Below are 12280 nucleotides of genomic sequence, written 5' to 3' on the forward strand. Positions count from 1 at the left end.
ACCGATAACGGCTGTCCTAACACTTTCGCTAACACACCAGTAGCGCGACGCGGACGCCGCGTGTAGCAGGCAATTTTATTATCAGGAACCATAATGCAAAAAATCGCGCTGTCGTTTGCGATGTTGTTTTTTTTGCCTTCTCTTGTTGTTACCAGCGCCGCCAGCGAGACCGCACCGCCGCTCGCGCCGATAGCAAAAGAATTAAAACAGCAATTATTAGGCTCTCCGATCTATATTCAGATCTTTAAAGAAGAGCGAATATTCGAACTCTATGCGAAAGTCGGCAACGAATACCGTTTATTGGACCAATACCCAATCTGTAAATATTCGGGCGGATTAGGGCCAAAACGCGTTGAAGGCGATTTAAAAAGTCCGGAAGGTTTCTATCAGGTCGATCTGCGTCAGTTAAAACCAGACAGCCAATATTACCGCGCGATCAATATCGGTTTCCCCAACGAGTATGATAAATCACAGGGGTATTCCGGCCGCTATTTAATGATCCACGGCGAATGTGTGTCAGTTGGCTGTTATGCCATGACCAACACCTACATGGATGAGATTTATCGCTATGCCGAAGCAGCGCTACGCAACGGGCAGGCGAAGATTGATATTGCCATCTACCCGTTCCGTATGACGGAACAGAACATGCTGCGCCACCGTAATTCCACCTACGCCAGCTTCTGGAAACAGCTTCAGCCGGGGTATGCCTATTTTAATCAGCACAATCAGCCGCCAGCCATCACTGTGTTTAATGGGCAATACGTCGTTAACCCACCGTTGATGACCAGCCAGCCAACCTTAAAGTACGCGCTCGCCGAAACAAAATAGAACGAATTCACCTGGCATGATTTGATGCCAGGTTTCGTTGCCCGTTAGCGGCTGCGTCGCCAGTACCGTGACGACATCATTGGGTGTCGTCTGCTGCTGGAAATCAATCTCCACATCCTGATCCAACAGCGTCGCTTTACCAAACGGCGCACGACGGGTGATCCAGTAGAGTTTGGTTGAGCAATACCCCATCACAAAGCGCCCGTCCGACAGTAGCATGTTAAACACGCCTTTCTCCCGCAGGACATCCGCCTGTTTCGCGATATAGCGGAACACCGCAGGCCAGTTGCCCGGTGTGCGCGGATAACGTTCGGACAATTGAGAGAGCAGCCAGCAGAAAGCAAATTCGCTGTCAGTCTGGCCTACGGGGCGAAACATGCCCGTTTTTAGGGTGTTGTAACCTTTCAGTTGCCCGTTGTGGGCGAACGTCCAGTTCCTCCCCCACAGCTCGCGGGTAAAAGGATGGGTATTTTCCAGCGACACCGCGCCGCGATTCGCCTGCCGGATGTGTGAAACCACCGCACATGATTTGATAGGATAATCCTGCACCAGCCGGGCAATCGGCGAGTTATAGCTTGGCAGCGGATCTTTAAACGTGCGACAGCCGTTCCCTTCATAAAAGGTAATTCCCCAGCCATCCCGATGCGGCCCGGTATTCCCACCGCGTTGTATCAGCCCGGTAAAGCTAAAGCAGATATCCGTCGGTACATTCGCGCTCATCCCCAGCAGTTCACACATCTGACTTTCTACCCTTCCCTTCTCGCCTTTTTAGAGCATGTTAACGTGGCTTACTGATCTGCCATTTCTTTTTCAATCAACTGAATCAGGATGTGAATCGCTTTGATATGGATCTCCTGAATACGGTCAGCATAGCCGAAGTGCGGAACACGAATTTCCACGTCGGCTGAACCTGCCATTTTACCGCCGTCTTTCCCGGTCAGCGTAATGACCTTCATGCCTTTCGCTTTTGCTGCGGCAATCGCTTTAATAATGTTGCCGGAGTTACCCGAAGTGGAAATGCCCAGCAGCACATCGCCTTCACGCCCCAGTGATTCGACATAGCGGGAGAAGACAAAATCATAGCCAAAGTCATTGCTGACGCAGGACAGGTGGCTCGGATCGGAAATCGCAATAGCCGGATAGCCAGGACGGTTCTCGCGATAGCGCCCCGTCAGCTCTTCAGCAAAGTGCATGGCATCACAGTGTGAACCACCGTTACCACAGGAAATCACTTTACCACCCGCTTTGAAAGCGTTAGCCAACAGCACCGCAGCGTTTTGGATCGACTGAATGTTCGCATCATCACTCAAGAAATTATTCAGTGTTTCTGCAGCTTCTTTCAGTTCACTACGGATTAAATCCTGATACATGGAATCCTCTCATTTTGTCTGGTGACAGTATCATCTTCTGCCATGCAGTGTAGCGGATCGTACTAACAGCGAGAAGCGCACAATCACGGGATCGAGAGGATCGCTGACGCGCGTCAGAAAACGCACGAAGGCCGTTCGGTTTGTGAAGTGAGTTGTAATTATGATGTAAACGAATTGATAAAAATAATTAGATAAACTACAACCAATATAAGCAACAGGTCAGACCTCTTACGACATTGACCTATTACGCCTTATTTCACTGATAAAAACGGTTCTCGCTTTCCCCCGCAATACAACGCTCAGGGGAAGAATGAAAACCCTCCATTCGCTCACAATGCTGGAGACACGTTATGGTTGCTGTCAGTATCCTCCTCCTACTGATTATCATCGGCGCGATGTTTTATCATCGGCTCAGCCTGCTGCTCGGCAGCGCCATCCTGCTGGCCTACTTTGCAGCCATGTCCGCCATGTTGCTGTGGCCTGTCTGGCTGATGATTCCGCTCGTGATTCTGCTGATTCCGATTACGGTTCCTTCTCTGCGCCAAAAGCTGGTTTCCGCTTCTGCGCTGCGCATGTTTCAGAAAGTCATGCCGCCGATGTCGAACACGGAAAAAGAGGCGATCGACGCCGGGACAACCTGGTGGGAAGGCGACCTGTTTCGCGGCGCGCCGGACTGGAACAAGCTGCATAACTACCCACGTCCTCAGTTGACCGCCGAAGAGCAGGCGTTTATCGACGGGCCGGTGGCGGAAGCCTGCCGGATGGCAAACGACTTCGAAATCACCCATGAACGCGCCGATATTCCACCGGAACTGTGGGAATACTTAAAAGAACACCGCTTCTTCGCGATGATCATTAAGAAGCAATACGGCGGGCTGGAATTCTCTGCCTACGCACAAGCGCAGGTGCTGCAAAAACTGGCTGGCGTCTCCAGTATTGTGGCAATCACCGTCGGTGTGCCGAACTCACTCGGCCCCGGCGAACTGCTGCAACACTATGGTACGGACGCGCAAAAAGATCACTACCTGCCACGTCTGGCGCGTGGTCAGGAAGTCCCTTGTTTTGCATTGACCAGCCCGGAAGCAGGTTCTGATGCGGGCTCGATTCCCGATACCGGTATTGTCTGCTACGGCAACTGGCACGGCGAACAGGTTTTGGGTATGCGCCTGACCTGGAATAAACGCTATATCACACTCGCGCCGGTCGCTACCGTGCTGGGGTTAGCCTTTAAGCTGTACGATCCCGATCATCTGTTAGGCGATGAAGACGACGTAGGCATTACCTGTGCATTGATTCCGACGGATACCGACGGCGTTAAAATCGGCCGCCGCCATTTCCCGCTGAACGTTCCGTTCCAAAATGGGCCAACGCAGGGTGAAAACATTTTTGTTCCGCTGGACTACATCATCGGTGGGGCGAAGATGGCAGGTCAGGGCTGGCGTATGCTGATGGAATGTCTGTCAGTCGGGCGCGGTATTACACTGCCGTCCAACTCCACTGGCGGGCTGAAATCGATTGCCCTCGGTATCGGTGCTTACGCGCACATCCGCCGCCAGTTCAAGATCTCCATCGGTAAGATGGAAGGTATTGAGGAGCCGCTGGCACGCATTGCGGGTAACGCTTATGTGATGGACGCCGCCGCCACATTAATTACCAGCGGCATTATGCAGGGTGAAAAACCCGCGGTGCTCTCCGCTATCGTCAAATATCACTGTACCCACCGCGGTCAGCGCAGCGTAATGGATGCGATGGATATCGCCGGGGGCAAAGGTATCTGTCTCGGCCCGACCAACTTCCTGGCGCGCAGCTATCAGGGCGCACCGATTGCGATCACCGTGGAAGGGGCGAATATCCTGACGCGCAGTATGATCATCTTCGGGCAAGGCGCCATCCGCTGTCACCCTTATGTGCTGGAAGAGATGGCAGCGGCGCAGGAGAACGATGTATCGCGCTTTGACCGTGCGCTGGTCGGTCATATCGGCCACGTCGGTAGCAACAAGGTGCGCAGCTTCTGGCTTGGGCTGACCAACGGCCTTCTAAGCCGTGCGCCAGTGAACGACAAAACGCGCCGCTACTATCAGCAGCTCAACCGACTCAGCGCGAATTTGGCTCTGCTGGCGGATGTGTCGATGGCGGTACTGGGCGGCAGCCTGAAGCGTCGCGAACGTATCTCGGCGCGTCTGGGGGATGTTCTCAGCCAGCTCTATCTGGCTTCCGCGACGCTGAAACGCTATGAGGACGAAGGGCGTCAGAAAGCAGATTTACCACTGGTGCACTGGGGCGTGCAGGACAGTCTGCATCAGGCCGAGCAGGCGCTGGACGATTTGCTGCGCAACTTCCCAAATCGTATTGTTGCAGGGCTGCTGACGGTCATCATCTTCCCACTGGGTCTGCGCTGTCCGGCACCGTCTGACCGCCTCGACCACGAGGTCGCGAAGATTCTGCAAACGCCGTCGGAAACACGTAATCGTCTGGGGCGCGGCCAATATCTGGTTGCCAGCGAACACAACCCTGTCGGGCTGTTGGAAGAGGCGTTGTTGGATATCATCGCCGCCGAGCCGATTTATCAACGTCTGGCGAAAGCCAGCGACAAACCACTGCCGTTCATGCGACTGGATCAGTTGGCAGAACAGGCGCTGGTGGAAGGTCAGATTACCGCAGAAGAAGCGAATATTTTGACCAAAGCCGAAGCCAGCCGCTTACGTTCAATCAACGTGGATGACTTTGCATTCGATGCACTGGCCGCCAACAAACCTAAACCGGTCGCGCAGTCAGAAAGAAAAACCGAAGCAGCATAAACAAAATCAGGCCGCCAATATGGCGGCCTATTCTTCCTTTGCAGGTCAAGCAGTTGTAAAATCCACATCCTCTTTCCTTCTGAATGAAACCCGACACATGGCTTACATCCCCAAGAACTACGCCAGACTTGAAAGCGGCTACCGCGAAAAAGCGCTCAAACTTTTCCCGTGGGTATGTGGTCGCTGTTCACGCGAATTCGTCTATTCCAACCTGCGTGAATTAACCGTTCACCACATCGATCACGATCACAGCAATAACCCGGAAGACGGCAGTAACTGGGAAATGCTGTGTCTCTACTGTCACGACAATGAGCATTCAAAATATACCGATGCGGATATGTACGGTTCGACTGTCGTCGCGGGTGAGGATGCGCAGAAGGATGTCGGCATCGCCACGCATAATCCTTTCGCGGATTTGAAGGCAATGATGAATAAAGGGAAGAAGTAATCTGTTGCCGCTCCCATCCGGTTCACGATGGGAGCGACGAATTGCATCGTACAGCCACTAATTCATGGTGCCACGACGCATTAAATAGCCCAGTTCATTAATCGTGCCGCGAATCAGGCACCGCTCTGCCGTACACGCGCCACTAGCGCGTCCACATCCGCAATATGCGGAGCCGCCAGTACCAGCGTTCTGCCCAGTGAAATCGCATGGCGCTGACACGCTAAACGCGCTTCCGTCTCCTGAATGCTGTCCAGATCGGCGACGTGCGCCAGCCCAATCGTGCGCCGAATCAGTTCGGTGCCACAGTAGCCAACGGCATCTCGCCACACCTGCTGTAAAAACAGTGCAGCATAGCCCGATTCCGCCAGTGCCGGATCGCGGCTGTCATTTGCGCTCAGCGCCAGAAAACGAGCGGAAAAGGTCTGCCACAGCGTACGAATATCTTCCAGACGTCGTTCACGCCCCGCCGCTGCCTCACGCGGAGCCAGCAATCCCGGCAGACCGCAATAATTCAGCAGCAGATTGCCCATTGCCGTGCCAACATCAAAACCTATTGGCCCATAGAAGCCGAATTCAGCATCGATGGCCTTCAGTCGCCCTTCTGCGACGAAGATCGACCCACTGTGGATATCACCGTGCAGCAGCGCCTCGGCTTTGCTCAGGAAGCCGTGCTTCAGCCCGGCAACCGCCAGCTTCAACGTCCGATCGTCACGCAACGCCTGCACATCCGGCGTCAGCGCAGCATCAAACTGGTTTCTTTCATGGTCGATATAGGGGTCGGTAAAGAACAGATCTTCGGTAATCTGACACAGCTCAGGGTTAGTGAACTGGCTTACTGCTGCCTTCTTCTCATGCGGATGCTGATAAAAATCAGAGGTATGGAATAGCGTCTGTGCCAGATATTCTCCCAGCTGTGCCGCGGCCTGCGGATAATCCGCGCCGTTAACCAGCTCGCTACGCCAGATGCGATGATCGGAGAGATCTTCCTGCACCATCACGGCCAATTCGGGATCGTGATAGAGCACGGTCACGGTATGCTGCGGACAAAAGCGTGCGTGCGTCAGCAACGTTTCGGCCTCAATACGAGCACGATCGAGCGTCAGCGGCCAGGATTCCCCAACGCAACGCACATAGGGCAGCGCCTGTTTGACGATGACTCGACTGACGCCCGCTTCATCTTTAATTTTAAACACCAGATTCAGATTGCCATCGCCGATCTCTTCTGCGGCTACCAGCGCCTGCGGCTGACTGACACCGCCGAACTGGCGGGCATATTCAACAGCGTCATCCGCCGTAAAAGTGCGGTAAAGTGACATTCCAACTCCTCGCTATTCTGCAATCAAAACGTATTCTTTAATCAAAACGTATTCTTTAATCAAAACCATGCAAAAACCAAAGATACGGACATAAAAACGTTCGGACGTCTATACATCTATTAGGCATCTTGGCAGAATAAGAATATCGATGCAACATGGATTTAACGACCTATGCAGACACTTAACACAACCAGCCTGAAAATTGTTGATAACCAACTGTGGATCCTCGACCAGCAGGCGCTGCCGCAAGAAAAACGCTGGAGTCCTTGCCCGGATGTCAGTTCACTGGTTGAACATATTCAGACACTGCGCGTACGCGGTGCGCCGCTGATTGGCCTGTCCGCCAGCCTGCTGCTCGCGCTATTGGCGGAGAGAGGGTTATCGCAGGCCGAGCTGGCGCAGGCGCTGGAGACGCTGCGGGCATCACGTCCTACCGCCGTCAACCTGATGAACAATCTGGATCGCATGAAGCTGGCGCTGGCACAGCCGCAGTTTGTCGATGCGCTGGTGCAGGAAGCGTTGCGGTTGGTCGAAGAAGATCGCGCGCTGTGTGAACGCATCGCCGATCATGGCACCGCCCTGGTGAAGCCAAACAGCCGCTTGCTGACCCACTGCAACACTGGCGGGCTGGCCACAGCAGGCATCGGCACCGCCATTGGCGTACTGCTGCGTGCACATCAACAGGGGAAAGTCGCTCAGGTGTGGGTCGATGAAACGCGACCACTCTTGCAAGGCGGACGCCTCACGGCCTGGGAACTGGGCGAGCTGGGCATTCCTTATCAACTGATTTGTGATTCGATGGCCGCCAGCCTGATGGCACAGGGTCAGGTTGATGCGATTTGGGTCGGCGCAGATCGTATTGCCGCCAACGGCGACGTCGCCAATAAGATCGGCACCTACAGCCTCGCGGTGCTGGCGCATTATCATCAGATTCCGTTTTACGTCGCGGCACCGCACACCACGCACGATCCCGCGTGCCCGGACGGTCGAGCTATTCCTATCGAGCAGCGCGCTGCTGCCGAAGTCACCGGCGTATCCGGCAGCTTCGGTCACTGCCAGTGGGCACCGCAGAACGCGGCGGTCTACAACCCGGCCTTTGACGTCACTCCCGCCGAATTAATCAGCGGCTGGGTACTCGACACTGGCGTGGTCACGCCACAAGACGTCAAAGAAGGGATCTTTCAGACGGCGTTGCAAAGCAATTGAGTGGCAGAAAACGCCATTTTTCTATGTCCGATAGCGCGAATATTTCGGGCGTGTTAATTGCTCGATTCTTCTGTGATTTCATCACACGCCCGACAAGGAGCGCTCAATTGCCGCAGCTCCTTGACCACTGGCTTTCGGCGTGAATTGTGCCGCTGCGCGGTGCCTTCGGCGTTCATGATTGCTTGAGGGCCGCCAGTGACGCGTTCCCGACGCGGCACTGGCTCTCGCCGCATCCATGCGGCTCACCCAGCCCTCATGCCCACCTCAGCACAATTTTTTACGCCTATAAAAAATCGGTCAGATGCTTACAAGCATCTGACCGATAAAAATGCCCTTTTATCTTAAATAATTAGCGGTGCGCTAGCGCTCCAGCCTCGGATACGCATCCGCGATCTTATCTCCAGTAAAATGCGCGATCCAACCTTCCGGGTTATCGAACAGGCGGATGGCAGTGAAGTGCGGTTCCGGCCCCATATCAAACCAGTGCGCTGTGCCCGCGGGTACAGACAGCAGATCGTTCTTTTCACACAGGATCTGGTAAATCTTACCGTTCAGGTGCAGGCAGAACAGTCCCGCGCCTTCCACGAAAAAGCGCACTTCATCTTCATGATGCACGTGCTCAGATAAAAACTTGGTGCGTAGCTCCGCACGCTGCGGGTTATCAGAACGCATGCTGATAACATCCCAACTCTGATAGCCTTTTTCTGCCACCAGTTTATCAATTTCATGCTGGTAGGCTGCCAGCACTTCTTCAGACGATGGCGCATCGCTCAGTTTCTGGCTGGCTTCCCAGCGTTCAAAACGCACACCAATTTCGTTCAGTTGCTTCTGAATCGCCTCGGCATCCTGACTTTGCCAAATCGGCTGGCTTGCATCGCTGTCGCTAAAAATGGTTAATCCACTCATTGGGCGTACTCCGGTAAGTCGATCTGGTCAAAACGTGCCACCTGACGGTGGCGGCTTACGTTATCCGCGTCATCACGAATAAGCTGACAGGTGTGCCAACCGGCTTCCTGTGCTGCATCCAGCTCCTGACGAATGTCCGACAGGAACAGCAGTTGTTCGGCAGGCAGCCCGATGGCTTGTGCAATCGTGCGATAAGCGTCAGTCTCGCGCTTGGCACCGACACGCGTATCAAAATAGTCACTGAACAGCGGACGCAGGTCACCCGCGTTGCTGTAGCCAAATAGCAATTGCTGCGCTTCTACCGAACCTGATGAGTAAACATACAGGCGAATACCCTGCTGCTGCCACGCGGCGAGCTGCGCCGCCACTTCAGGGTACAAATGCCCCTGAAAATCACCGTTGCGGTAGCCCGCGCGCCAGATAATGCCTTGCAGCAGCTTCAACGCGGTGGATTTACGATCTTCATCCATAAACTGGTTCAGTGCGGCAATCAGCGTCTCACTATCCGCTTCAGGCTGACCTAGCTCTTGGCGCAACGCATTCAGCGCCTGCGCGATCTCCGGATCGCTGTCGTGCCGCCGCACCGTGTCCGCCAGACGTTCACGCGCGTAGGGAAACAGCACGCGGTGCACAAAACGGATATCACTGGTGGTGCCTTCAATATCGGTCACAATCGCCTTAATCATGCTTTCGCCTCCAGCAATCGGCGCTGCAACTCGCACTGGAACAGGAACTCTAACCCTTCCAGATGACGACGTGCTTCTTTTACCGTGGCACCCCAGCAGTAAAGGCCGTGACCGCGCACCAGAAAGCCGTAACGCAACGGCGTGTGGCTGGCGTATTCCGCTACCCGCTGCGCCAGCGCTGGAATATCCTGATCGTTATCGAAGATTGGGATCGCTACGCGATCCAAATGCGTGGTCTGCCCCGCCAGCGACTTTTGCATTTCGTAGCCGTGCAGCACCAGTTCAGCGCCTTTCTCTACACGGGATAATACCGTGGCATTCACCGAGTGCGTGTGCAGCACCGCGCCGATAGTCGGCTCGCGGCGATACAGCAGCGTGTGCAGCCCAGTTTCCGCCGATGGCGTGCGGCCACTCGGCACGTGGTTCGTGGCAATCTCCACCAGCAGGAAATCCTCTGCCTGAAGGCTGCCCTTGTCTTTACCCGATTCGGTAATCAGGCATTGCGCTTCATCAAGGCGTACGGACATATTGCCGCCCGTTGCCGGACACCAGCCCTTCTCACCTATCCAGTGGCAGGCCGCAAGCAGCGCCGTCAATTGTTGATTTTCAGTCATGAGGCTTCCTGTTTTGCTCCATTTTTCTAACAACGTTTCTGGATGATTTTTGGAGATATAGACCATTCCGTTATGTCTTAGTCCATAACAGAATTTAGCCGTTTAAACGTCCAAGCGTCTTGATTGCCAAATACTAGCAGCATGTTATATTACGAGGCAATACAGGCTTGCAGGAGTCCTACCCGCCATGAGCGCCGCGTTAATCCCCGACAGTAAACTGCCTTCGCTGGGCACCACCATTTTTACCCAGATGAGTGCGCTGGCCCAACAGCATCAGGCCATCAATCTATCACAAGGTTTCCCTGATTTTGACGGCCCGGACTATTTACAGCAGCGGCTGGCGTATCACGTCAGTCAGGGCGCCAACCAATATGCGCCGATGACCGGCGTCGCACCGCTGCGTCAGGCGATTGCCGAAAAAACAGAAGCCCTGTACGGCTGGCGACCGGATGCCGATAGTGAAGTCACCGTCACGGCAGGCGCGACCGAAGCGCTGTTTGCCGCCATTGCGGCACTGGTACGACCCGGCGATGAAGTGATTTGTTTCGATCCCAGCTATGACAGCTATGCGCCTGCCGTTACGCTGGCGGGCGGCGTACTCAAGCGCATCGCCTTGCAGCCACCTGCGTTTCGCGTGGACTGGTCACATTTTGCCGATGTGCTGAGCGATCGCACCCGGCTGGTGATTTTGAATACGCCGCACAACCCGTCTGCTACCGTGTGGCAGAAGGCGGATTTCGAGCAGTTGTGGCAGGCGATTGCCGAGCGTGACATCTTCGTGCTGAGCGATGAAGTCTACGAGCACATCTGTTTCGACAGCGAAGGGCACGCCAGCGTGCTGGCACATCCGTCCCTGCGTCAGCGCGCTATCGCCGTCTCATCGTTTGGTAAAACCTTCCATATGACCGGCTGGAAAGTCGGCTACTGTGTCGCGCCAGCGGTGCTCAGTGCAGAAGTGCGGAAGGTTCATCAGTATCTGACGTTCTCCGTGAACACGCCTGCCCAGTTCGCCATTGCCGATATGCTGCGTGAACAGCCGCAACACTGGCGTGAATTACCCGATTTTTACCGTACCAAGCGCGATCGCTTCATCAATGCGCTGGCAGGCAGCCGTTTTGAGATTCTGCCCTGCGAAGGCACCTACTTCCTGCTGGCGGACTATCGGGCGATTTCCGATCTGGACGATGTGAGCTTCTGCCGCTGGCTGACCGAACACGTTGGCGTTGCCGCGATTCCGCTGTCCGTCTTTTGCGCCGACCCGTTCCCCCACACGTTGATTCGACTATGCTTTGCTAAACAGGAAGCCACGTTGGATGCCGCTGCGGAGCGTTTATGTCGACTTTAAAGATTTCATTGCTGCAACAGCCGCTGGTCTGGCGCGATGGGGAAGCCAATCTGCGCCACTTCGACACCTTATTGGCGGAGATGAGCGGACGTGATGTTATTGTGCTACCAGAGATGTTCACCACCGGCTTTGCGATGGAAGCCGCCAAAGGCAGCCTGGATCTGGCAGTCGTAGAGACATGGCTGCATCAGTGGGCGCAAAAAACCAATGCGCTGATCGGCGGCAGTGTCGCGGTAAATACGCCAAAAGGCGCGGTGAACCGGTTCCTGTTGGTCGATCCGCACGGCGAGGTGTATCACTACGATAAACGCCACCTGTTCCGCATGGCGGATGAGCACCACCACTATCAGGCAGGCACAGAGCGAGTGACCATTGAATGGCGCGGCTGGCGCATCTGCCCGATGATCTGCTACGACCTGCGTTTCCCCGTATGGTCGCGCAATCGACAGGATTACGATCTGGCGCTGTATGTCGCCAACTGGCCTGCGCCTCGTGCGGCACACTGGCAGACGCTGCTAGCGGCGCGTGCCATTGAAAATCAGGCGTACGTTGCAGGCTGTAACCGCGTCGGTACCGACGGCAACGGCCACAGCTACCGTGGCGATAGCCTGATTATTAACGCTCAAGGGGAAATTCTGGCCTCTGCCGCCCCCAATCAGCCTGCCTGTCTGGACGCCGAGCTGTCGCTGGAAGCGCTGCAAAGCTACCGGGAATCCTTCCCCGCCTGGCGCGACGCTGACCGTTTTACGCTATAGAGACCGAA

12 protein-coding genes are annotated in these 12280 nt (G+C 55.0%); 6 read left to right on the plus strand and 6 right to left on the minus strand.

What is annotated here, in order from left to right:
* Positions 1-93 precede the first annotated feature (93 nt).
* Positions 94-828 carry a peptidoglycan meso-diaminopimelic acid protein amidase gene (gene dpaA, locus LCF41_RS16835; RefSeq protein WP_225085556.1) on the plus strand — a complete coding sequence of 245 codons (735 nt, stop codon included), beginning with the start codon at positions 94-96 and terminating at the stop codon, positions 826-828.
* Here dpaA and LCF41_RS16840 read toward each other — a convergent pair.
* Both LCF41_RS16840 and lpcA read right to left on the minus strand, forming a co-directional pair.
* Entirely contained in the window at positions 799-1566 is a 768-nt protein-coding gene (locus LCF41_RS16840) for a class II glutamine amidotransferase (protein WP_225085557.1), read from the minus strand. The two genes, dpaA and LCF41_RS16840, sit on opposite strands and share 30 nt — an antisense overlap.
* A gap of 50 nt (positions 1567-1616) precedes the next feature.
* Entirely contained in the window at positions 1617-2198 is a 582-nt protein-coding gene (lpcA, locus tag LCF41_RS16845; RefSeq protein WP_005975726.1) for a D-sedoheptulose 7-phosphate isomerase, read from the minus strand.
* Between the two features lie 350 nt (positions 2199-2548).
* Here lpcA and fadE point away from each other — a divergent pair, with 350 nt between their 5' ends.
* Together fadE and yajD are read left to right on the plus strand one after the other, a co-directional pair.
* On the plus strand, positions 2549-4996 hold the full coding sequence (fadE, locus tag LCF41_RS16850) for an acyl-CoA dehydrogenase FadE (RefSeq protein ID WP_225085558.1): 2448 nt from the start codon (positions 2549-2551) through the stop codon (positions 4994-4996).
* A 97-nt stretch (positions 4997-5093) separates the two neighbouring features.
* Positions 5094-5444: an HNH nuclease YajD gene (yajD, locus tag LCF41_RS16855; protein ID WP_225085559.1), complete on the plus strand. Its 351-nt coding sequence runs from the start codon at positions 5094-5096 to the stop codon at positions 5442-5444.
* A 113-nt stretch (positions 5445-5557) separates the two neighbouring features.
* Here the strand turns inward: yajD and mtnK are convergent, their stop codons facing one another.
* A complete protein-coding gene (gene mtnK, locus LCF41_RS16860) occupies positions 5558-6760 on the minus strand; it encodes an S-methyl-5-thioribose kinase (protein ID WP_225085560.1) in 1203 nt (400 codons plus the stop codon).
* A 171-nt stretch (positions 6761-6931) separates the two neighbouring features.
* Here mtnK and mtnA point away from each other — a divergent pair, with 171 nt between their 5' ends.
* Entirely contained in the window at positions 6932-7966 is a 1035-nt protein-coding gene (mtnA, locus tag LCF41_RS16865) for an S-methyl-5-thioribose-1-phosphate isomerase (RefSeq protein ID WP_225085561.1), read from the plus strand.
* A 360-nt stretch (positions 7967-8326) separates the two neighbouring features.
* Here mtnA and LCF41_RS16870 read toward each other — a convergent pair whose 3' ends face one another.
* Genes LCF41_RS16870 through LCF41_RS16880 form a run of 3 tightly spaced genes read right to left on the minus strand, consistent with a single transcriptional unit; the run spans position 8327 to position 10172 of the window.
* Positions 8327-8872, minus strand: coding sequence for a 1,2-dihydroxy-3-keto-5-methylthiopentene dioxygenase (locus tag LCF41_RS16870; RefSeq protein WP_225085562.1), 546 nt, complete (start codon positions 8870-8872; stop codon positions 8327-8329).
* Complete coding sequence (gene mtnC / locus LCF41_RS16875; RefSeq protein ID WP_225085563.1) at positions 8869-9558, minus strand: acireductone synthase; 690 nt, start codon at positions 9556-9558, stop codon at positions 8869-8871. The genes LCF41_RS16870 and mtnC overlap by 4 nt, the downstream gene beginning before the upstream one ends.
* Positions 9555-10172, minus strand: a complete 618-nt coding sequence (locus tag LCF41_RS16880; RefSeq protein WP_225085564.1) for a methylthioribulose 1-phosphate dehydratase — start codon at positions 10170-10172, stop codon at positions 9555-9557. The genes mtnC and LCF41_RS16880 overlap by 4 nt, the downstream gene beginning before the upstream one ends.
* 187 nt (positions 10173-10359) lie before the next feature.
* Between LCF41_RS16880 and LCF41_RS16885 the strand changes: the two genes are divergently transcribed.
* On the plus strand, positions 10360-11517 hold the full coding sequence (locus tag LCF41_RS16885; protein WP_225085565.1) for a pyridoxal phosphate-dependent aminotransferase: 1158 nt from the start codon (positions 10360-10362) through the stop codon (positions 11515-11517).
* Complete coding sequence (locus LCF41_RS16890) at positions 11505-12272, plus strand: amidohydrolase (RefSeq protein ID WP_225085566.1); 768 nt, start codon at positions 11505-11507, stop codon at positions 12270-12272. The genes LCF41_RS16885 and LCF41_RS16890 overlap by 13 nt, the downstream gene beginning before the upstream one ends.
* Positions 12273-12280 lie beyond the last annotated feature (8 nt).

Source organism: Pectobacterium colocasium (assembly GCF_020181655.1).
Classification (GTDB): domain Bacteria; phylum Pseudomonadota; class Gammaproteobacteria; order Enterobacterales; family Enterobacteriaceae; genus Pectobacterium; species Pectobacterium colocasium.